Raw genomic sequence first — 20,709 nt, forward strand, 5'->3', positions numbered from 1 at the left:
GTTGGGGTGTTGGTTGCGTTCCGGGCACTCAGGCCACCGTTTCACCGGGATCGAGGACGGCCTCGATGTCGACCGTGACATCGACCATGGGGCTGACGACCACTCCGCCGCCGTGGACCACGTCGTTCCAACTCACTCCGAAGTCATGTCGGTTGATACGCGTCGTGGCGATGAAACCCGCGCGTCGCCTGGGCCCGAGGTCCCGCCCCTCCTCCCACCAAGGGGTATCCCACTGGCCCAAGGAAGTGACGTCGAAGGTTACGGGGCGGGTCACGCCACGTACCGTGAGATCTCCGGTGACCTCGAATTCGGTTCCGCTCACCTGATGAATGCGAGACCCGACGAACGTCCACGTCGGGTGGTGCTCGACGTCGAAGAAATCGGCGCTGCGGAGGTGGGCGTCGCGCTGCGGCTGACCGGTGTACACCTGGGTCGCGTCGACCGTCGCCTCGACCCGGGCCTCTTCCGGCCTGTCGGGATCGACCTCCAGCAAGCCGTGCACGTTCTTGAGCTGCCCACGCACGTAGGTGACCATCATGTGCCTGGCGCGGAACTCCGCCGCGGTATGACCGGACTCGAAGAACCATGTGGTCGTGGCCATGTGTGCCCCTGACGAAATTGCCTCTTCAACCAGGGTGGGTCCGATGCCGGGTCACGAAGCCCGTACGGCAGTGGTGGGAGCCGACGTGCTCATGGTGCGTTACCGGCGTTCCACGCCCTTGGCGATGAGAGAGGCGCCGATGCCCAGCAACCAGACGTCCTTGGCCAGCGCGGTTCCCTGCTCGGTCGGGCGCAGGCTGCCCTCCTGCCGCATCCCCGGCGTACGCAGGTAGAGCCCGAGGGTGCCGATGGAGAAGGCGGTCAGTGCAACACCCGCGACAGCGGTAGGGACGACCGGCAACAGCAGCGTGGCGGCAATGGCGAGCTCCCCGGCGGAGAGCAGCCGCACGAATCCCTGGGCATCGCGCTTGCCGAGGAACGGGTAGGTCGCGGCGGCGAACTGCTGCAGCCCCTCGGCGGTGGCTTCGTCCGCACCGCGTTTCTCGAGCCCGGAGTTCAGGAAGAACGCGCCCACCGTGAGCCTCAGCGGAAGTTGCGGCGCTGCGGAACGCCATGCCGAACGGGATGCCATGCCGAACCTCCCTACATTGGCCTTACCTACCACCGTGCCATCCGAGCGATGCATGTCAAATGGCCGTCATCAGCCCACTGGTCACGGAGCCGCGGACCAGGTCAGTGCAGCTGAAGCTGCCAGTCCGCGGGGACCTTGCCCTGTGGCCCGGGGGTCGGCTGCGAGGTCGGGTGTGAGGCGGGCGGTGGCAGTGCCGGACCGTCGTAGTACTCATCGGTCTCGATGTTCCAGAACCAGGACTCGCCTGGCTCGAAGCTCGTCAGGAAGGGGTGCTCAGCCGCCTGAGCATGCTTCGTGCCGTGCTGCGAGGGTGAGGAGTCACAGCATCCGATGTGCCCGCACGCCGCACAGCGCCGCAGGTGGAACCACCACCCGGGTCCATCGCCTGCCAGGCACTCCGCGCACCCGTCCCCACTCGGCCGCGCGGCGGGATCGATACCGGGGATCTCTTCGTGAGCCATACGCTGCGCCTCCCTGGTGAGGCTTCGCTCGGATTCCGTTTCGGACGGTGTTTCGGCTCTTGGAGCCGAAGTCGTAAGGGTCGAACGTCTACCTTCAGCGTAATCAGCGCGGATCTGGCTCGCAGGCCGTGGAAGCAGCTGGGGGCCGGGCTCGGTAACAGCCCTCCGGTGCGGGTGGGCCAAGTGCCCTGCTGCTCACGGATGTTGCTCGCGCGGTGCGGGTGCATGGCACCTCACGCCGGTGGCTCCTCTCTGCGGGCCCGCAGGTCGCCCACCGCGTAGGGCACGCCGGGCAGGATCAGCGCCGCGGCTGCCCAGAGCGGGAGGGTGAACAGCACCGCGTCGCCGAGGAACAGGAAGACGCCTATGGTCGCCAGGCTGAGTACCGAGCCCAGTGTCCAGGTGCGCAGGAATCCCAGGCTGCCCCGTCGAAGCTCCCACAGCGCGATCGCCGTGCTGATGAGGAGGTAGTAGGTCAATCCCTGTGCGGAGATGTCGAGTTGCGTCGTCCGGTGCACAAGGAAGGCGAGCAGGGCCACGCACCCGCACACGAAGCTGGCGAGCGCCGAGGTGCGCAGGGCCCGCAGGTGCAGTGGGGCACGCGCCCGGGCCCAGGAGGCGGCGAAGGCCCTGACGTCCTTGCCGACGATGTCCTGTGCGGTGCGGCCCGCCGCCTCCGCGTCCTCCAGATGCTCGGACAGTTCGGCCATCATCTCCCGCACCGAGGCGTCGTCGAGGCCCCGGTACTCCCAGTTGGCGCGGCAGATCCTCAACACCCGCGCATGTTCCTCCTCTACGGCCTCGGCGTGTTCCGTCTCCGCGGCTTCGGCGGCTTCGGTGGCCTCCGCTCTCTCGGTCATTCCGGCCGTCCCCGTTGTTCCTGCTGTCTCCGTCGGTGTCTTCGCTGTCTTCGGTGTCTTCTCTGTGCTCGTCACGTCCGTGGTTGTCATGCTCCTTGATCCCCCTGTTCTTCGTTCTGTTCTTCGCTCCGTGCGGTGAGGACTTCGCTCACCTGTCCGCTGAATGCCCGCCAGACCGTGCGGCCGCTGGTCAGTTCGGCTCGTCCCGCGTCGGTCAGGCGGTAGTACTTCCGCGGGGCGCCGCCGCTCTGGGACGGGGCGCGGAACGAGGAGATGAGTTCCGCGCGCTCCATCCGCGAGAGCAGTGGATAGATGCTGCCCTCGCTCACGAGGTCGAGTCCGCTCTCGGCGAGAGCCTCCACGAACTCGAAGCCGTACCGCGGGCGTTCGTCGATGAGCGACAGCAGACACAGATCCAGCACGCCTCGCAGGAGCTGACTACGCCGCTGGTCGCCCGGTGCGGGCAGCTCCTTTGTCATGCGGTACAAGATAGTCGGAGATTGTCGTGCGGCGCAAGATACTTGTGGTGCAAGATTTTTCGGCGAGGTCGTGGCGGTCGCGCCCGAGTTCGCTAGAGGGGCGCCTCGACCGGAAACGCCGATCGGAAGCGGCGACCGGAAGCGGCGGCTGAAGCTGCGGCCGGAAGCGACGGCCCGAAACGCGAGAACGGCGGCCCCCGTCCCCTCCCCCGAGTGGGACGGGCGCCGCCCGCGGTGGCGTCCGTTGTCCGGAACCCGGGGAGGGGTGTTCGGAGAACGGTATGTGACCTGGCCGCGAATCCAGGGTCACGGACCGATCAAGGCTGTTCAAGAAAGTGCCCCGCCCTGTGGCACGGAAGTGACCGTTCCGCTACGGTGTGGCCGCCTCGCAACGATCCGCGCGGCCGTGGTGACCAGCTGCTCGCGACCTGCCTTCGCACTGTCGCGACCGGCCCGACGACCCCGCTCTCCTGGGGGTTTGTGGTGGTACGGCCGCGGGAGTGTGAGACTGGACCGCACAAGCGGGCGCGTGCGAACGTGCCCGCCGTACAACGAAGGCATCTCGCACCGGGGTTCGGGGGAACCGGCTCCGGTGCCGAACGCATCCCACGGGATGAGCGCGAACGGGGCCGCAACGGGGCTGCATCCGGGACGCCGGGCCGTCGGAAGTACGCGACCGCAGTGACGCACAGGGGGAAGTGGGGAAAGCAATGCCTCGGTGGAGGGAGCTCTCGGAGGAGCTCGATCCGGAGATCCGGGAGTTCGCGGGCCAGTTGCGCCGCCTCGTCGACCGCAGCGGGCTCAGCCTCGCCTCGCTCTCGGACCGTACCGGCTACAGCAAGACCTCGTGGGAGCGCTATCTCAACGGCCGACTGCTCGCGCCCAAGGGCGCGGTCATCGCGCTCGCCGAGGTCACGCGCACCAATCCAGTCCATCTGACCACCCTGTGGGAGCTGGCCGAACGTGCCTGGAGCCGTTCGGAGATGCGCCACGACATGACGATGCAGGCGATCCGCATATCCCAGGCGCGGGCCGCGCTCGGGGGAGAAGTCGCGGAGGAGGGCGGCAAGTCCGGACGCAAGCAGTCCGGTGCCTCCGAAGGGCGTCGCAAGCCGGGAGGTGCCGCCGCCACGTCGGACCGTCCCGCGCCCACCGTCCCGGAGCAGCGCCGGGCGAAGAAGTCGCGGGGAGCGGCGGATCCGGCCGGTGCCGCGGACGAACAGCCGCCCGCACGGGACGAGTTCCCGCCCCTGGACGGGACCATGGCGCTCGGCCCCCAGGCGCTGCGCGGCAGGCCCGCCGATCCGTATCCGGCCGCGAGCCGGGCGTCCGGCCCCGCCGCCGGCGGACCCGGCGGCCCGCCCGGACCCGGCGCGGACCGCCCCGTCGAGGCCCCGCGGCCGCGACGGCGCCGTCGGCCGGTGCTGATGACGCTCGCGGCGGTGCTGGTCGTGGCCATCGCGGCGGTTCTGACGATGCGGCTCGCGGGCGGCAACGCCGAGGCGGGCAACGACCCGGCGCCGAGCCCGACGGTCCAGCCCACCAAGGTGAAGCTGCCGGAAGGCGTGGAGTGCGCGGGCGCGGACTGCACCGGCCGGGACCCGGAGGAGATGGGCTGCGCGGGCGAGTACGTCGAGACCAGCGACCAGGTCGTGGTGGGCACGGCGGTCGTCGAGATCCGCTGGAGCAAGACCTGCCAGGCGGCGTGGGCGCGCATCAAGTCCGCGGCGGCCGGTGACGGCGTGCGCATCACCAACGCCGACGGCGCCAAGCAGAACTCCACCGTCGGGACCACCACCGACGCGTACACCGCGATGGTCGCGGCCAAGGAACCGGCCGATGTCACCGCCTGCGGCATCCTCGCGACCGGCACCGAAGGGTGCACCGGGGAGTAGTCAGGAGTTCCGGGAAGCAGGGCTTTCGCGCGTCCGGTAGGGGAATCCGGTCCTCCGGCCGGGTGAGAGCGGAGTGCGAATCCGGGCGCGCGCCCTGCCGCTGACCAGGTACGCGGACGGCGGCGGGCCTCGCGCCGAGCCGTCAACGAACCGATCGGTTCAGAGATTTCGAACTCGTACGCATGCTCCGCGCATTGTGGGGCAGGTGCACAGTCCCCCCACGGGAGTGGTCAACCACCCCACCCGGCGACCGTTCCTGCCGCCCCTACGGGCAGGAACGGTCGCCGGTCCGCTTTTGTGTGGCCGGTCCGCGACGCGTGTGGCCCGGGCCACACGGACCCGGCAGTGCGGGAAGCCCGGGGCGCGGTAGCCTGACCGCTGGATCTCTCTTGACGCCAAGAGATCGATCATCGAGGCCGATGGCAGGGATCCCCGCACCCGGGGCAGGGACCCCCACCGCATAGTTGGCATCGGAGAACTCCATGACCCGCACTCCCGTGAACGTCACCGTCACCGGCGCGGCCGGACAGATCGGTTACGCACTGCTCTTCCGCATCGCCTCCGGCCAGTTGCTCGGCGCGGACGTGCCGGTCAAGCTGCGCCTGCTCGAGATCACTCCGGCGCTCAAGGCCGCCGAGGGCACCGCGATGGAGCTCAACGACGGCGCCTTCCCGCTGCTTCAGGGCATCGACATCAGCGACGACCCGAACGTCGCCTTCGACGGTGCCAACGTCGCCCTGCTCGTCGGCGCCCGCCCCCGTGGCAAGGGCATGGAGCGCGGTGACCTCCTGGAGGCCAACGGCGGCATCTTCAAGCCCCAGGGCCAGGCCATCAACGCCCACGCCGCGGACGACATCAAGGTCCTCGTCGTCGGCAACCCGGCCAACACCAACGCCCTGATCGCCCAGGCCGCCGCCCCGGACGTACCGGCCGAGCGCTTCACCGCCATGACGCGCCTGGACCACAACCGCGCCCTGAGCCAGCTCGCCGCGAAGACCGGCGTCGGCGTCGCGGACATCAAGCGCATGACCATCTGGGGCAACCACTCGGCCACCCAGTACCCGGACATCTTCCACGCCGAGGTCGCGGGCAAGAACGCCGCCGAGGTCGTGAACGACGAGGCGTGGCTGGCCGACACCTTCATCCCGACCGTCGCCAAGCGCGGCGCGGCCATCATCGAGGCCCGTGGCGCCTCGTCGGCCGCCTCCGCCGCCTCGGCCGCGATCGACCACGTGCACACCTGGGTCAACGGCACCGCCGCGGGCGACTGGACCTCGATGGGTATCCCCTCGGACGGTTCCTACGGCGTGCCCGAGGGCCTCATCTCCTCCTTCCCGGTCACCACGAAGGACGGCAAGTACGAGATCGTCCAGGGCCTGGAGATCAACGAGTTCTCGCGCGCCCGTATCGACGCCTCCGTCAAGGAGCTGTCGGAGGAGCGCGACGCGGTGCGCGGTCTCGGACTGATCTGAGCCCCCTCGTGACGCCGCCACCCCCGGCCTGACGGGGAGTGATCGGCGTACGCCCCCTGCGCCTCCATGCGCCCCCGGCACACCACCACTCGGTGCCGGGGGCGCCGCGCTGTCCGGCCCCCGCTGCGAGGTGCAGCCGTATGCTGTGACCTTCACCACGCCGACAGCGCTCAACTTCCTTGCCGTACAAGGAAGTGGGGGTTACGGGGGATTCGTGACGGACCAGATGCGACTGCCCCGGCAGCCGGAACCGGCCGGGAACGGCGCGGCGGAGGTGCCGCCGCAGGGAGTCGTTCCGCCCGGTGCGAGCGAGGCCACCAGGCTGCTGTGCGGGGGCTGTTATCTCGACAGCGAGTTCCGTGACGCCGTCATCGACGAGTTGTACGTGCACGAGGAACGGCTGGCCGCGCCCGCGCACGGTTACGACGCGGCCAGGGTGCTGGCCCACGCGCTGCGCTCCCGGCGGCTCGAACTGGGCTGGGCGGCAGGAATCCTCGGACTCTGGGTGGTCGGCGCCGTCCTGACGCAGTATCTGCTGCTCGCCGTACTGCTGCCCTGTCTGTTGCTTGCGCTCGCCGCGCGGCTGCGCGAAGGGCCGGGCGGCGCGGCGGACCGCAACCCGCGCCCGCTGTGGGGCGGGCGCGCGAACGGCACCGGCAAGGACGGCGCGCGGGAGCGGGCGTCCGGCGCGGCCCCGGCCCGTGGCGCGGGTGCGTCCCTGCTTCAGCTCTGGGGCCAGTTGTCCGTGGTCTTCGTGGTGGTGGTCGCGGTCCTGATCGGTGTCGGCAAGGCCGACGGCGAGGTCGCGATGGCACAAGTCATGGTGGTGGCCGCGCTGTTGCCCGGTGGTGCCGACTGGGTCCGCGAGGCCTCCAGCGGGATCGACGCCTTCGAGGCCTGGGCCTCCCTGGTGATGCTGCTCCTGGTGGCCGTCTGCGTCGCCGGGCACCGCGCCCACTTCGCCCGCACCCTGACCCACATACTGCATCCCCGGCGCTTCGCCGACATCACGGGCGACCCGGCCGAGAGCGCGCAGAACGCGCGGTACCAGCGGCTGCGGGTGCGCATCAGGACCGAGCAGTCGGCGCGGCTGGTCATGTACCACTCCGGGCATCCGTTCTGCGGTGCGGGAGTTCCGGTGGACTCCTGGACGCTCGCCGTCGAACTCCGCCCGGACCCGGAGCGCGAGGAGCCGCCCGAGCCGCTGAGCAACCGCAAGATTCTGGACAACGTGCGCGAACTGCTCGCCCGGCTGCGGCTGCCCGCTCCGGCCGCCGCCGCCGTGGTGCGCGACCGGCTGCGCGGCCTGGAGATCGACGAGTGCGTCTTCCTGCCGGTGACCGGTCTGCCGCGCCGCGAGCTCGCCCCCTACGGCGCGGCGGACTTCGCGCGGCACCGGGCCGAGGCCGTGGAGGAGGGCGGCGAGACCCGGCGGCACTTCCTGCGGGTACGGGTCGGCGGCTGGGAGGAGGAGGTCGTCACCACGGTCTTCGTCCGTGTGCACACCCAGGGCGGCATGCTGATGCTGGAGATCGCCCCGCACGTCCTCGCGCCCGTACGCCGGGAGTTCGAGGAGGCCGACCGGATCGCCCACGACTACCGCAACCTCGGGCCGGTGGCCAAGCTCACCTGGGCGCTGGCGCGCGTACCGCAGTCGCTGGCCTTCGCGCTGCGGACCCTGAACCGCGGTGGCGCGACGGGCTCCCGCACCGTCCGGGCGGGCCAGGAGCACGTACTGCCGGACGGGCCCGCCGTCTCGGTGCGCGAACTGGGCAGCGGCACCGAGCTGTCCCTGTTCCAGGAGATGGACGTACAGCGCTACCTCAAGGCCATCCAGGACCGGGTGGCGCACGGCGTACGGCAGGTGCTGCGCGACGCCGGATACCGCACGGACGAGTTCGCGCAGAAGATCGTCAACATCAGCGACGGCGGCGTGCACATCGAGCACGCCCAGGGGGCGTTCGCGATCGGCGACCACAACACGGTCAGCAACCAGGAACAGCCCGCGGCGTCCGCGGAGTCGCCACCGGAGCAGCCGCGGCAGGACGGGACGCCATGACCGCACGGACCGGCCCCGGGAGGCACGGATGAGCACGGCCGACGAGCAGAACCCCACCACGGGAGCGGACGACGGACGGCGCCCGGCCGGCCCGGGACAGACACCGCCGGTGAGCCGGGACGAGGGCCGAACCGAGCGCGGCGGCAGGGCGGTTGGCGGCGGTGGCATCCACATCAGCAATGTGCGGGGTGCGTTCGCGATCGGCGACCACAACGACGTACGCAACCAGACCGGTGGTACGGCGGCCCCGCGCGATCCGGCCCAGGAGGAACTCCTGCGTGCAGTGAAGGAGTTGCGCGAGGACCTGGCCCGACTCGTACCCTCCGGCCTGCGCGACACTCTGGACGCCGAACTCGCCGGTGCCGAGACCGAGATCGAGGAATCGGGGCAGGCGGGGCCCACCCGCCGCGAGCGGCTGGGCCGTGCGCTCGCGGGCGCGGGCGCGGTGACCGGCTTCCTGGCCTCGGCGGCCACCGTGACCCAGGCGCTCGGCGCCTTCTCGGGGGGCTGAGCCGATGGCAGGACGACGCGACCAGGAATCGGGCGAGGCCCGCTGGAACCCCGAGACCCAGAGCTGGGACGACGGCGCCCCGCGCGCCGCGTTCACGCCGCCGCCCCCGCCCCGGCCCGAGTTCGCCCCTCAGGTCCCTCAGGTCCCTCAGGCCCCGGAGACCCAGGAAGCCTGGTGGCAGACGGAGGGGCGAGCGACCGGCGCGCCCGCGGCCGGTGCCCAACCGGTACCGGAACACGGGCACACCACGCCCGAGACGTACGCCCCCGTCCCCCTCGGACCGGTGGCCCTCCCCGAGGCGCCGCCGCCCGCGCCGACGCCCATGCACCGGCGCAGGTCCACCGCCATCGCTCTGGTGCTCGCCGTGGCCCTGGCGGGCGGCGGGTTCACGGGATGGTTCCTCGCCTCGGGCGACGGCGACTCGGAGTCCGAGACCCGGACGGAGCCGACCCGGGAGGTTCGGACGCCCGACGCCAAGGGGTCGGACGGCCCCTCACCCACGACCTCCGCGTCCGCCACCCCCAGCCCCTCGCCGACCCTGCCGCCCTCCGGCTACGACTCCATCACCGAACCGGAGTTCACCCTGTTCGTGCCGGAGGACTGGCAGCGCCGCACCGAGAAGGGCGAGCAAGGCGTCACGCTCTACTACTACGAGGAGCCCGGCGGCGGCCCGCGCCGTGTCCAGGTGTTCAAGGTGACCGAGGAGAACCCGACTCCGCGCGGCACCCTGGAACTCGCCGAGACCTTCCTCGACGGCGCCGGATACGAGCGCAACAGCCTCGCCGACGTCTCCGACCCGCGCGGCCCGGCGGCCGAGCTGGACTACTCGACCGACAGCAAGGAATGGGACACCCGGATGCGCACGGTCGACCGCGTCGTGCACGGCGAGGGCGAGGACCTGTACGTCGTCCTCAGCACCGGCCCCGAGGACGACTGGCCCGCACAGCAGGAGGTGCACCAAGTCGCCCTGGACGGGCTGTGCTTCGGGACCGAGTGCTGAGGCGAGCCTGCGGGGCGCGAGCGGGTCAGGAGAGCGCGAGCGGGTCAGGAGAGCGCGATCTCGCACCAGACCGTCTTGCCGATGTTGTAAGTACGGCGCTCCACACCCCAGTTGGCGGCCAGCATCTCGACCAGGGCGAGGCCGCGCCCGGACTCCGCGTACGGATCGGCGTCGGCGGCGGGCGCCGAGGGCAGGGTGTTGTTCGCGTCCGAGACCTCGATCCGCAGTGCGCCCGGAGTGAGTTCGCAGCGCGCGTGGATCTGCCGCCCGGCGGGCACACGGGCATGCCGGTACGCGTTGGTCACCAGCTCACTGAGGAGCAGTACGGCGGTCTGCGCCGCCTCGTCGGGCACTTGCCACGCCGCCGCCTGCGCCCGCAACAGCCTTCGCGCCCGTCCGACGCTGCTGGGGTGACGTGTCAACTGCCACTCGATGTCCTGTGGTTGGGGGTCGGGGAGGTGCGTGGGGTTCGAGGTGGGGAGTGCCATGTGCGGGTTGTCCTTGGTCTCGGCCTTTGTCATTTGCCGGGCCAACACTGGCTGTTACGAAGTAACCTCAGGAAGTAGCGAGTTGGGTACGCAGAGTTGTGGTACCCGAGCGATACGGCGCGAAGGGGTGCGTGTGGCAGAGAAGCCGGTCAAAGAGCAGCCTGCCGCTTGGCGGTACTGCGGGAGCCAGATCAAGTTGTGGAGGGAGGAGGCGGGGGTCAGCCGACAGGCGCTGGCCGATGAGGCGGCGTACAACGTCGAGTACGTGAAGTCGATGGAGATGGGGCGCCGGAAGGCGACCATGACGTTGCTTCAGGTGGCGGACCAGATGTGCGGCGCGCGCGGGAAGCTGGTCGCTGGGCACGAGTACTTGAAGCCGGAGCCGTTTCCGGCGCGGTCTCAGGAGTACATGGAGATCGAGAAGAAGGCGATCGTCGTACACGACTACGCGTTTGGCCTGATTCCAGGCCTTCTTCAGATCGAAGAGTATGCCTACTCGCAGATCAGTACCAGGTGCCCGCCACTGGACGACGACACGGTAGCGGAGCGAGTGCGTCACCGACTTTCTCGGCAGGAGGCGTTGCGGAAGCGGCCAACAACGATGTTTGGCTTCGTTATTCACGAAGTGGCGCTGCGCAGCAATATTGGAGGGCGCAAGGTGATGAAGCGGCAGCTTGAGCACCTGATCGAGGTGAGTGAGCTGCGCAACGTCACCGTCCAGATTCTGCCCTTCGGCCGGTGCGACAGCTTGGCTCTCAACGGGCCGTTCGTGCTGCTGGAGACGGCGGAGCATGAGCGCTTTGCCTATGTAGAAAGCCCTGAGACCAGCGCCCTGCATGCCGATCCAGACAAGGTGAGCAATCTGGCGCAGGCCCATGGCATGATCCGCATGCAAGCCCTCAGTGTTGAGGAGTCGGCTGCATTCATCAGGAAGGTGGCAGCGGAGCTATGACTGACCGGCTGAACTGGTTCAAGTCCAGCTATAGCGACAATGAGGGCGGCGCATGCCTCGAAGTCGCCCTGGACTGGCGCAAGTCCAGCTACAGCGACTCCCAAGGTGGCGACTGCATAGAGATAGCCCCTTGCCCCCACTCAGTCCACCTCCGCGACTCCAAACTCGGCGAAACCAGCCCGCAGTTCACCGTCCCGGCCGCCGCCTGGACCGCCTTCCTCGCCTACGCCACGTACGCCACCCGGGACTGAACCACCCAACTCCCCACGGGGAGCGGGCAGGCCGCCAAGGGTTCTCAGGCACTCTTCATGCTGCCGTCATGGATCACCGCCGCCCGCTCCCCTAATCTCTTGCGCATGGCAGCAGGCAGATCACTCGCCGCGCGCCGCCACGTCGATCACGGACGGGTGGCCAGCGCACTGTGTCCGGGTGCAAGCGCCCTCTGAGCGCCCCCGGGTCTCCCTAGGATTCCCGCTCCGCTTCTCTTCTCTTCTCTTCTTCCGTTCTTCCCTCGCGCACGACCGGTGTCCACAGCCGTGCGGTGATCGGGTGTGCCCCGCCCTGGCCGTCCCCCTGCGCCCCAGGGTGCCCAGGCGCACCCGTGGCACGGTCCGTACGCACCGGTGAATCCCCTCGCGTAGCCGAGTCCGGCATGAAACCGGACAGCAGGAGGAAATACCCCGATGACTGAGCATGGACAGCGTCCGCACCTCAACAGGCGCGGTTTTCTGGCGGGTTCGGCGGCCGTCGCCGCTACCGCCGCCATCCCGGCGGTGGCCGCCGAGGCGCACGGCGCCGCGACCGGTGGCCAGGGTGTCGCCGCCGCCCGGCCGAACATCCTGCTGATCGTCACCGACGACCAGCCCAAGCACACCGAGTGGGCGCTGCCGAAGACCACCGCCTGGCTGGCCGACCAGGGCGTGAAGTTCACCAACGGCCATGTCACCACCCCGCTGTGCTCCCCGTCCCGCTCCTCGGTCTTCACCGGGAAGTTCGCGCACAACCACGGTGTCCGCAACAACGGCGCCTCGCTGCAGCTCGACCAGTCGACCACGGTGCAGCGGTACCTCAAGCAGGCCGGGTACCGTACCGGCCTGTTCGGCAAGTACCTCAACTCCTGGACGCTGGCGGACAATCCGCCGCACTTCGAGGACTTCGCCCTGCTCCAGCCGGGCTTCGTCGACCGGCAGTGGAACGTCAACGGCACCGTCCAGACGATCAACGGCTACACGACCACCATCATCAAGAACCGCACGCTGAACTTCATCGAGAAGTCGGCGCAGGACAACAGGCCCTGGTTCGCGTACGTGACCCCGTACGCCTCGCACGGGCCGCGCACGCCCGAGGAGAAGTACGCGGGCACGGCGGTGCCGGACTGGAACGGGCGCCCCTCGGTGCCCGAGCCCGACCGCAGCGACAAGCCCGCGTACATCAAGAACGCGACCGGCACCTTGGCCGACGGTAAGCAGATCAGGGCCGAGCAGCTCAGGACCCTGCGCTCGGTGGACGACGCGGTGGGCGCCTTCCGCGACAAGCTGCGCGAGCTCGGGCAGCTCGACAACACCCTGGTCATCTACATCGCCGACAACGGCTTCGGCTGGGCCGACCACGGCTGGACCGCGAAGTCGGTGCCCTACCGGCCCGCGCACGAGGTGCCGTTCTATCTGTCCTGGCCCGCCGGCGGACTGGGCGCGGGCGTCAACGACAACCGCATCGTCGCCAACATCGACATCGCGCCGACGCTCCTCGACGCGGCGGGCATCACGGGCGCGGGGGAGCGGGACGGACGGTCGCTGCTGTCCTCGTACAGCCGTGACCACCTGCTCGTGGAGTGGTGGAAGCAGGGCACCGGTGCCGGTGGCCCGCAGACCTGGTCCTCGTACGTGGCCAAGGACAAGCAGTACACGGAGTACTACGACCTCACCACCGACGCGAACGGAAAGGTCACGGGTACGGGGCAGGTGAAGTTCCGTGAGTACTACGACCTGGCCGGTGACCCGCATCAGCTGACCAACTCGCTGTACCAGGCCACCCCGGCGGACGAGCAGCGGCTCGGCATCCCGGCGCTGGCCCAGCAGTTGGCGGCGGACCGGGTGAGCTAGCGCACCATCGGTCCCTGGTTGAGTCCGGCGGCGGGTGCCCGGCAGATCGGGCCTGGCACCCGCCCGCCCCTCGCCTTCGCGTGCGCCCGAGGGCGATGCTCCAACGCCTCGTATCAGCAAGGGAGTTCACGATGTCCGCCGAGTGCTGCACCCCCGGACAGGGGCATGGCCACGGGCCGGAGCTGCTCACTCTCGCGGCGCCCGGGCCGAAGCAGCCGTCCTCCCACTCGCCGTCGTCCGCGCGCGGCGCGGCCTCGGCGGCCCGGGTCGCCAGGCAGTTGCTCGACCTGCCCGGCGGGCGCTTCCTCATGGGCACCGAGGACCCGGACGGTTTCCCGGCCGACCGTGAGGGACCCGTCCGCGAGGCCGAGGTGGCCGCCTTCCGGATCGCGCCCACCACGGTGACCAACGCCCAGTACGCCACCTTCGTGAAGGCCACCGGGTACGTGACCGAGGCCGAACGCTTCGGTTTCTCCTTCGTCTTCGGCGGCTTCCTCGCCCCCGAGGTCGCCGCCGTGGCCGCGCCGGTGGACCAGGTGCCCTGGTGGCGGGCGGTGGGGGAGGCGAGCTGGCGCAGCCCCGAGGGGCCGGGCTCGGCCGTCGCGGCCCGCCAGAACCACCCGGTGGTGCACGTGTCCCACAACGACGCGCTGGCCTACTGCGCCTGGTCGGGCACCCGGCTGCCCACCGAGACCGAATGGGAGTACGCGGCCCGGGGCGGCCTGGAACAGCGGCGCTACCCCTGGGGCGACGAACTCACCCCGCGCGGACGGCACATGTGCAACATCTGGCAGGGCGAGTTCCCGCACCACAACACCGAGGAGGACGGCTACGCGGGCACCGCCCCGGTGAAGTCCTTCCGCCCCAACGGCTTCGGTCTCTACAACGCGGTGGGCAACGTCTGGGAGTGGTGCGCCGACTGGTTCACCCCCGACAACTCACGCGTGATGCGCGGCGGTTCCTATCTGTGCCACGACTCCTACTGCAACCGCTACCGCGTCGCGGCCCGCAGCTCCAACACGCCCGACAGCTCCACGGGCAACATCGGCTTCCGGGTGGCCGCGGACCGCAGGGCCTGAGGCGCGCGCGGCTCAAGCCTCCAACGCGGCTGCTTCCTTGGCGAGTTGTACGGCCGATCGCAGGCTGAGGCCGGGCTCGGCTCCCCGTAGCGCCTTGATGGCGGCTACGGAGTCGACCGGTCCCGCATACCCCACTTCGCTGAGCGTGCGACGTACCCAGTGGCCGCGCAGTTCCGTCTCGCTGCGGGCGTCCGCCTCTTCGACGAGGCGGAGGGCGAGTTCCAGGCCGGGCCGGTCCTCGGGGTGGGCGTTGGCCAGCGCCTCGCGGAGGGACCGCGCGGCCTCGTCCGCGCCGCGCAGTACCAGGAATATCGTCTCGGTCTTGCCGAACATGCGCTGTTCCCCTGTGAGTTCGTTACGGTCATCGACATGGGCATCGATGTTGTGATCCTGCTCTGGACTGTAGTACTTCTTATACATGAGCGAGCAAGTGCACAACAGGTTGGCGGTGGTGCGCGCCGAACGGAAGGTGTCGCGCCAGAGCCTTGCCGAGGCAGTGGGCGCCCACTACCAGACCATCGGCTACATCGAGCGCGGGCAGTACAACCCGAGCCTCGATCTGGCGCTGCGCCTCGCGAAGTTCTTCGAGCTGCCGGTCGAGGCGCTGTTCGCCCTCGAACCCTTCCGGCCGCTCACCGACGAGGTCTACGGGAGGAGCCGTGATGAGCGGACGGACCGGTGAAGCGACGCGCTACGACCGGCGCATGTACGCACTGATGAACCGGAGGGAGGCCGCCTCCTGGTACGCCACGGCCGCGCGGCGACGGCTGTTCGTGCTCGGTCACATCGCGCTGAGCGCCGCCTCGGTGGCGTGCTGGCTGTACGCGGTGGTGGGCGACCGGGACTGGGCGCTGCTCGTCCTGCTCGCCGCCCTGCTGCCGTGGTGCGTGGCGACCGGAGTCATCAACACCGCCACCAAGGGCCTGCTCGAACTGCGCCGCCACGTCCTCGACGAGCGGCAGCGCGCGGAGAAGGACCAAGTCGTCTCGCGCGCCCACCGGTTGACCACCTGGCTCCTGGCCGCGGCCACCGCTGGTGCGGGCGCACTCGCCTGGTCCGGCACGGCGGAACTGCGCACGCTCGCCTTCCCGGTGCTCTTCACCGTGCTTGTGGCGCACTGGCTGATGCCGCTGTGGGTCGCAGGACTGTCCGCCCGGGACGAGCCCGCCGAGGATCCGGCGGAGGAGTTCGCGGTGGGGTACTGAGGAACGCGCGGGGCGGCCGCACCGGCAGAATCCCGGTGCGGCCGCCCTCGGTTCGGCCGCGGACTACTGCAACTCGCCGTCGTAGTCCGGGAGCTTGAAGGTGCGCTCGGCGTGGCCACCGATCAGGTCGGTGTCACGGTTGCCGATGTTGGCGACGATCGTCAGGCCCTCGTCCTCGATCCCGATGCGGCAGTTGGTCTTCATCTCGTCCTTGGACGAGTCGTCGCCGCTCTGGCGCATGCACAGGCCGTCCACCGGGAAGCCCGCGTTCCTCAGGTCGCGCAGCGTCGACTCGCGGCCCGACTCCTTGCGGTTGGTGACGAACCGGATGCTGGCGCCCTTGTCCTTGGCGAACCGCGCGAGCTCCAGGGTCGCCTCGATGGGCGCGCCCTCGTCGTAGTCCGTGGCCAGCGAGGTGTTGTCGATGTCCAGGACGATGGCGGCGCCGTCGGCGGGCAGCCGCTCCTCGAGGTAGCTGTGGGCGGGGGCCACGGCCTCGGCCACGTCCTGCTTCCACTCGTCCTCGCTGGGGAGGGCGAAGGCGCTGTTCGCCGCGAACAGCGTCGCGGCACCGGCCAGGGCGGTGACGCCGATGCCACGACGGACGTACTTGCTGAACTGCTTGTGCACGGCGGGTTTCCTCTTCTTCGGTGGGGGGTGAACCACCGCCGAGCAGAACCCGCCGAGCTTGCCCGGCCGGAAAGCGCATGTGTCGGGATCGTGAATACTGTTGCGGTAAACAACAGTTGCCACGATACGAGGCCAATGCCCCGCCGCGTGCGGAGAGTTGTGATGCCGCACGACTGCGCCCGCTCACATGCGCTTTCTCCCCCCTCGGGCCCGGCTACTTCAGTCCGGCCGCGATCTCCTGAGCCGCCTTCATCGTCCTGAGTAGCAGACCGGGGCCGAACGTGATCCGTGTGGCGCCGAGTTCGCCCAGCTCCCGCAGGTTGTCCCGGCCCGGCATGGCCGAGGCGTTGATCGGCCCGGGTACCGCCTTGCGCAGCGCCGGGATCTGGGCGGGCGTCGCCAGGATGAAGTAGAGACAGTCGGCACCCGCGGCGGAGTAGCGGCGGCCGCGGTCGATGGACTCCTCGGGGTCCGTGACGCCGCGCAGGAAGGTGTCCACGCGCGCGTTGAGGAACACCCGGCCCGCGGCCGCCTCGGCGAACTCGCCCAGCCAGGTGGCCTGTTCGGCCGGATCGCGCAGCACCTTGTCGGCGCCGCCCGCCGGGTCGGGGACCGAGTCCTCCAGGTTGCAGCCCACCACGCCCGCGTCGAGCAGCCGCTCGGCCAGCTCGGCGGGCGGCAGTCCGTAGCCCGCCTCGATGTCCGCCGACACCGGCACGTCCACGGCCGCCGCGATCCGGGCGACGGCCGCGAACATCTCGTCCGCCGGAGTGTGTCCGTCCTCGTGGCCGAGGGCCGCGGCGACGCCCGCGCTCGGTGTCGCCAGGGCCGGATACCCGGCCTTGACGAAGGCGCGGGCGCTTGGCGGGTCCCAGGGGCCGGGCAGGATCAGCGGATCGCCGGGTGCCCGCTCCTTGTGCAGGGCGTGGAACAGCCCGTACTTGGCGGTCATGACCGCCTGCTCCCGGCTCACTTGTGGTCGCCGGGACGGTAGTTGCCCGGCACCATACGGGCGGTGACACCGAACCGGTTCCAGGCGTTGATCACGACGATCGCCGAGATCAGACCGGTCAGCTCGGCCTCCTCGAAGTGCTTGGCCGCCTGCTCCCAGACCTCGTCGGGCACGAAACCGTCGGTGAGGACGGTGACCGCCTCGGTCAGCTCCAGGGCCGCGATCTCGCGCTCGGTGTAGAAGTGCCGCGACTCCTCCCAGGCGCTGAGCATCACGATCCGCTGCACGCTCTCACCGGCCGCGAGGGCGTCCTTGGTGTGCATGTCCAGGCAGAACGCGCAGTGGTTGAGCTGCGAGGCCCGGATCTTCACGAGCTCCAGCAGGTCGGGTTCGAGTCCCTTGGTCGCGGCGCGGTCCAGGGCGACCATGGCCTTGTAGACGTCCGGGCGGAGCCCGGTCCAGGCGATGCGGGCCGGGTGCTCGGCGGAGAAGCGGGTGTCGGTGGCCTTCGGTCCCCGGTCGTCGCCGGACGTGCTTGTCGTGACGGTGCCGGTAGCAGTGGTGTCGTGCGTCATGCCTCGAATCTAGGACGTCACTGACCCAGGAGTATGGTCCATTTCCATGGCGGAATCCTGGGCCAATCTTGGCATCGATCTGCATCTGGAACCCTCCGGTCCGGGGCTGCGCGCGGGGCTGACCGCCGCCCTCAGGGACGCGGTGCGCGGCGGGCGGCTCGCCCCCGGCACCCGGCTGCCCTCCTCCCGCACGCTCGCCGTCGACCTCGGCGTCGCCCGCAACACGGTCGCCGAGGCCTACGCCGACCTGGTCGCGGAGGGCTGGCTGACGGCCCGGCAGGGGTCCGGCACCCGGGTCGCGGAGCGGGACGTGCCCCGCCCCGAGGCGCCGCCCAGGTCCCGGATCCCGCGCGGCCGTCCCGCCTACGACCTGCGGCCCGGCTTCCCCGACCTCTCCTCGTTCCCGCGCGCCGCGTGGCTGAAGGCGGCCCGGCACGCCCTGACCCACGCCCCGAACGAGGCCTTCGGCTACTCCGACCCGCGCGGCAGGCCCGAACTGCGCGAAGCGCTCGCCGACTACCTCGCGCGCGTCCGCGGCGTGCAGGCCGACCCGGACCGCGTGGTCATCTGCTCCGGCTTCGCCCACGCCCTGGTCCTGCTCGACCAGGTGCTGCGCGGGCGGGGCGTACGCGAAGTGGCGGTGGAGCGGTACGCCGTGGGCCTGCACCGCGACCTCCTGGAACGCGGCGGACTGCGCACCCGGCCACTGCCCTTCGACGAACTGGGCACCGACACCCGCCCGTTGGCCTCCGGGAGCGCCGGGGCGGTCCTGGTGACCTCGGCCCACCAGTTCCCGATGGGCCTGCCGCTGCACCCCGACCGGCGGGCCGAGGCCGTCGCCTGGGCACGGGCGAGCGGCGGACTCATCCTGGAGGACGACTACGACGGCGAGTTCCGCTACGACCGGCAGCCCGTCGGCGCCCTCCAGGGCCTCGATCCGGAACGCGTGGTCTACCTCGGCACCGCCAGCAAGTCCCTGGCCCCCGGACTGCGGCTCGGCTGGATGATCCTGCCCCGCCCGCTCGCCGACGAGGTCACCGCGGCCAAGGGCGTGGACGACTGGACCTGCGGCACCCCCGACCAGCTCACCCTCGCCCGCTTCCTGCGCAGCGGCGACTACGACCGGCACGTACGCGCCATGCGGCAGCGCTACCGCCGCCGCCGCGACCAGCTGGTGACCGCCCTCGCCGCCCACGCGCCCGCCGTCCGCGCCCACGGCATAGCCGCCGGACTGCACGCCGTACTCGAACTCCCGCCCGGCACCGAGCAGTCCGTGATCCGCGCCGCCGCCTGGCAGGGCCTGGCCGTGACCCGCCTGCGCGAACTCCGGCACCCGGCCGCGGACCCCGCGGGCACCCCCGAGGCCCTCGTCGTGGGCTACGGCACGCCTCCCGAACATGCCTGGCCCGGGGCGCTGGAGGCGCTGTGCAGGGCGCTCGGATAGCGCCCGCAGCCCCCAACTGCCGTCAGACCTCCAGCACTTCGGCCAGCTGACCGATGCCCCAGTCCAGGTCGTCCTCGTCGATCACGAGCGGCGGTGCGATGCGCAGCGTCCGGCCGTGGGTCTCCTTGGCCAGCACCCCGCGGGCCATCAGCCGTTCCGCGACGGACCGCCCGCTGCCGCGCGAGGGGTGTACGTCCAATCCGGCCCAGAGCCCGCGCACCCGCAGGCCGTCCACCGCGCCGGACGCGGCCAGCGGTTCGAGCAGCCGCTCGAGCCGGTTGCCCAGCGCCGCGGCCCGCTCCTGGAACTCCCCGGTGCGCAGCATCGCGACGACCTCCAGGGCGACGGCGCAGGCCAGCGGGTTGCCGCCGAAGGTGGAACCGTGTTCGCCGGGCCGCAGCACGCCGAGGATCCGCGACGAGGAGACGACCGCCGAGACGGGCACGATGCCGCCGCCGAGCGCCTTGCCGAGCAGGTACATGTCGGGGACGACGCCCTCGTGCTCGCACGCGAAGGTCCGGCCGGTGCGCCCGAGGCCGGACTGGATCTCGTCGGCGATCAGCAGGACGTCCGCCTCGCGGGTGGCCTCCCGTACACCCCGGAAGTAGCCCTCCGGCGGCAGCCGTACGCCCGCCTCGCCCTGCACCGGTTCGAGCAGGACGGCCACCGTGTGCTTGCTGAGCGCCGCCTGGAGCGCGGTCAGATCCCCGTACGGGACGATCTCGAAGCCCGGCGTGTACGGGCCGAAGTCCTCGCGGGCCTCGCGGTCCGTGGAGAAGCTGATGGCCGTCGTGGTGCGGCCGTGGAAGTTGCCCCCCGCGACGACGATCTTCGCCATGCCCTCCGGCAGCCCCTTGACCCGGTAGCCCCAGGCCCGTGCCACCTTGATCGCGGTCTCCACCGCCTCCACGCCGGTGTTCATCGGCAGCACCCTCTCCATGCCGCACAACTCGGCCAGCCGGGCGCACAGTTCACCGAACAGATCGTGGTGGAAGGCGCGCGAGGTGAGGGTGAGCCGGTCGAGCTGGCGGTGCGCGGCGTCCACCAGACGGGGATGGCGGTGGCCGAAGTTCAGCGCCGAATAGGCGGACAGCAGATCGAGGAAACGGCGGCCCTCGACATCCGTCATCCAGGCGCCCTCGGCGCTCGCGATCACCACCGGCAGCGGGGCGTAGTTGTGGGCTCCGTACTCCTCGCTCCGGGCGATGAACGCCGCCGAGTAGGAGGGCTCGGCGGATGCGGAACTGTTCATCGGGGGCCTCCGTTTGGCCGCATGGCGGCGCGGCGTCAGGTCTGTCGGGTGAGGGTGCGTGTGGGGAATGGGATGTTTTGCCCTTTCTATCCCTGTGTGTAGTGCGGAGGAAGGAACCCGTACCCCGGCGAGCCCACCCACCGGAGGGCGGGGGCGCCGCG

Annotated in this window: 23 protein-coding genes; 12 read left to right on the plus strand and 11 right to left on the minus strand. The window is 70.6% G+C overall.

Annotated elements, in window-relative coordinates:
• Positions 1-28: 28 nt before the first annotated feature.
• From HUT18_RS22505 to HUT18_RS22525, 5 genes are all read right to left on the minus strand, one after another.
• A complete protein-coding gene (locus HUT18_RS22505) occupies positions 29-601 on the minus strand; it encodes a YceI family protein (protein ID WP_176102372.1) in 573 nt (190 codons plus the stop codon).
• Positions 602-700: 99 nt separating this feature from the next.
• A complete protein-coding gene (locus HUT18_RS22510) occupies positions 701-1,132 on the minus strand; it encodes a hypothetical protein (protein WP_176102373.1) in 432 nt (143 codons plus the stop codon).
• 101 nt (positions 1,133-1,233) lie between these two features.
• Positions 1,234-1,593, minus strand: a complete 360-nt coding sequence (locus HUT18_RS22515; RefSeq protein ID WP_176102374.1) for a UBP-type zinc finger domain-containing protein — start codon at positions 1,591-1,593, stop codon at positions 1,234-1,236.
• Between the two features lie 233 nt (positions 1,594-1,826).
• The gene (locus tag HUT18_RS22520) at positions 1,827-2,453 is read right to left on the minus strand and encodes a hypothetical protein (protein ID WP_176102375.1); all 627 of its coding nucleotides are present in this window, start codon (positions 2,451-2,453) and stop codon (positions 1,827-1,829) included.
• Between the two features lie 86 nt (positions 2,454-2,539).
• Positions 2,540-2,932 (minus strand): PadR family transcriptional regulator, encoded by a 393-nt coding sequence (locus tag HUT18_RS22525; protein WP_176102376.1) that lies wholly within the window; start codon positions 2,930-2,932, stop codon positions 2,540-2,542.
• Positions 2,933-3,642: 710 nt separating this feature from the next.
• On the opposite strand from HUT18_RS22525, the gene HUT18_RS22530 reads away from it, so the two are divergent.
• The 5 genes from HUT18_RS22530 to HUT18_RS22550 all read left to right on the plus strand — a co-directional run bounded on the left by HUT18_RS22530 (position 3,643) and on the right by HUT18_RS22550 (position 9,869).
• Entirely contained in the window at positions 3,643-4,827 is a 1,185-nt protein-coding gene (locus HUT18_RS22530) for an XRE family transcriptional regulator (protein ID WP_176102377.1), read from the plus strand.
• 482 nt (positions 4,828-5,309) lie between these two features.
• Complete coding sequence (locus HUT18_RS22535; protein ID WP_176102378.1) at positions 5,310-6,299, plus strand: malate dehydrogenase; 990 nt, start codon at positions 5,310-5,312, stop codon at positions 6,297-6,299.
• A gap of 214 nt (positions 6,300-6,513) precedes the next feature.
• The gene (locus HUT18_RS22540) at positions 6,514-8,358 is read left to right on the plus strand and encodes a hypothetical protein (RefSeq protein WP_176102379.1); all 1,845 of its coding nucleotides are present in this window, start codon (positions 6,514-6,516) and stop codon (positions 8,356-8,358) included.
• A 28-nt stretch (positions 8,359-8,386) separates the two neighbouring features.
• A complete protein-coding gene (locus tag HUT18_RS22545; protein ID WP_254878756.1) occupies positions 8,387-8,869 on the plus strand; it encodes a hypothetical protein in 483 nt (160 codons plus the stop codon).
• A 4-nt stretch (positions 8,870-8,873) separates the two neighbouring features.
• Complete coding sequence (locus HUT18_RS22550; protein ID WP_176102380.1) at positions 8,874-9,869, plus strand: hypothetical protein; 996 nt, start codon at positions 8,874-8,876, stop codon at positions 9,867-9,869.
• A 44-nt stretch (positions 9,870-9,913) separates the two neighbouring features.
• Here HUT18_RS22550 and HUT18_RS22555 read toward each other — a convergent pair whose 3' ends face one another.
• Positions 9,914-10,357, minus strand: coding sequence for an ATP-binding protein (locus tag HUT18_RS22555; RefSeq protein ID WP_176102381.1), 444 nt, complete (start codon positions 10,355-10,357; stop codon positions 9,914-9,916).
• Between the two features lie 133 nt (positions 10,358-10,490).
• Between HUT18_RS22555 and HUT18_RS22560 the strand changes: the two genes are divergently transcribed.
• The 4 genes from HUT18_RS22560 (at position 10,491) to HUT18_RS22575 (ending at position 14,490) form a co-directional block, all read left to right on the plus strand.
• A complete protein-coding gene (locus HUT18_RS22560; RefSeq protein ID WP_176102382.1) occupies positions 10,491-11,309 on the plus strand; it encodes a helix-turn-helix transcriptional regulator in 819 nt (272 codons plus the stop codon).
• Entirely contained in the window at positions 11,306-11,560 is a 255-nt protein-coding gene (locus HUT18_RS22565; RefSeq protein WP_176102383.1) for a DUF397 domain-containing protein, read from the plus strand. Before HUT18_RS22560 ends, HUT18_RS22565 begins: the two co-directional genes overlap by 4 nt.
• Before the next feature lie 432 nt (positions 11,561-11,992).
• Positions 11,993-13,411, plus strand: a complete 1,419-nt coding sequence (locus HUT18_RS22570) for a sulfatase (protein WP_176102384.1) — start codon at positions 11,993-11,995, stop codon at positions 13,409-13,411.
• Between the two features lie 131 nt (positions 13,412-13,542).
• Positions 13,543-14,490, plus strand: a complete 948-nt coding sequence (locus HUT18_RS22575) for a formylglycine-generating enzyme family protein (protein WP_176102385.1) — start codon at positions 13,543-13,545, stop codon at positions 14,488-14,490.
• A gap of 12 nt (positions 14,491-14,502) precedes the next feature.
• On the opposite strand, the gene HUT18_RS22580 is transcribed toward HUT18_RS22575, so the two are convergent.
• Positions 14,503-14,823 carry a hypothetical protein gene (locus HUT18_RS22580; RefSeq protein ID WP_176102386.1) on the minus strand — a complete coding sequence of 107 codons (321 nt, stop codon included), beginning with the start codon at positions 14,821-14,823 and terminating at the stop codon, positions 14,503-14,505.
• Positions 14,824-14,908: 85 nt separating this feature from the next.
• Here HUT18_RS22580 and HUT18_RS22585 point away from each other — a divergent pair, with 85 nt between their 5' ends.
• Complete coding sequence (locus HUT18_RS22585; protein WP_176102387.1) at positions 14,909-15,172, plus strand: helix-turn-helix transcriptional regulator; 264 nt, start codon at positions 14,909-14,911, stop codon at positions 15,170-15,172.
• Positions 15,153-15,695 (plus strand): hypothetical protein, encoded by a 543-nt coding sequence (locus HUT18_RS22590; protein WP_176102388.1) that lies wholly within the window; start codon positions 15,153-15,155, stop codon positions 15,693-15,695. The genes HUT18_RS22585 and HUT18_RS22590 overlap by 20 nt, the downstream gene beginning before the upstream one ends.
• Positions 15,696-15,758: 63 nt before the next feature.
• On the opposite strand, the gene HUT18_RS22595 is transcribed toward HUT18_RS22590, so the two are convergent.
• The 3 genes from HUT18_RS22595 to HUT18_RS22605 form a co-directional block, all read right to left on the minus strand.
• Positions 15,759-16,325: an HAD family acid phosphatase gene (locus HUT18_RS22595; protein ID WP_176102389.1), complete on the minus strand. Its 567-nt coding sequence runs from the start codon at positions 16,323-16,325 to the stop codon at positions 15,759-15,761.
• A gap of 214 nt (positions 16,326-16,539) precedes the next feature.
• Positions 16,540-17,277: an isocitrate lyase/phosphoenolpyruvate mutase family protein gene (locus HUT18_RS22600; RefSeq protein WP_176102390.1), complete on the minus strand. Its 738-nt coding sequence runs from the start codon at positions 17,275-17,277 to the stop codon at positions 16,540-16,542.
• A gap of 17 nt (positions 17,278-17,294) precedes the next feature.
• Positions 17,295-17,852: a carboxymuconolactone decarboxylase family protein gene (locus HUT18_RS22605; protein ID WP_176102391.1), complete on the minus strand. Its 558-nt coding sequence runs from the start codon at positions 17,850-17,852 to the stop codon at positions 17,295-17,297.
• Positions 17,853-17,898: 46 nt separating this feature from the next.
• Between HUT18_RS22605 and HUT18_RS22610 the strand changes: the two genes are divergently transcribed.
• Positions 17,899-19,296: a PLP-dependent aminotransferase family protein gene (locus HUT18_RS22610; protein ID WP_176102392.1), complete on the plus strand. Its 1,398-nt coding sequence runs from the start codon at positions 17,899-17,901 to the stop codon at positions 19,294-19,296.
• Positions 19,297-19,318: 22 nt separating this feature from the next.
• Here the strand turns inward: HUT18_RS22610 and rocD are convergent, their stop codons facing one another.
• Positions 19,319-20,548 (minus strand): ornithine--oxo-acid transaminase, encoded by a 1,230-nt coding sequence (gene rocD / locus HUT18_RS22615; RefSeq protein WP_176102393.1) that lies wholly within the window; start codon positions 20,546-20,548, stop codon positions 19,319-19,321.
• Positions 20,549-20,709 lie beyond the last annotated feature (161 nt).

Source organism: Streptomyces sp. NA04227, from assembly GCF_013364195.1.
Classification (GTDB): Bacteria; Actinomycetota; Actinomycetes; order Streptomycetales; family Streptomycetaceae; genus Streptomyces.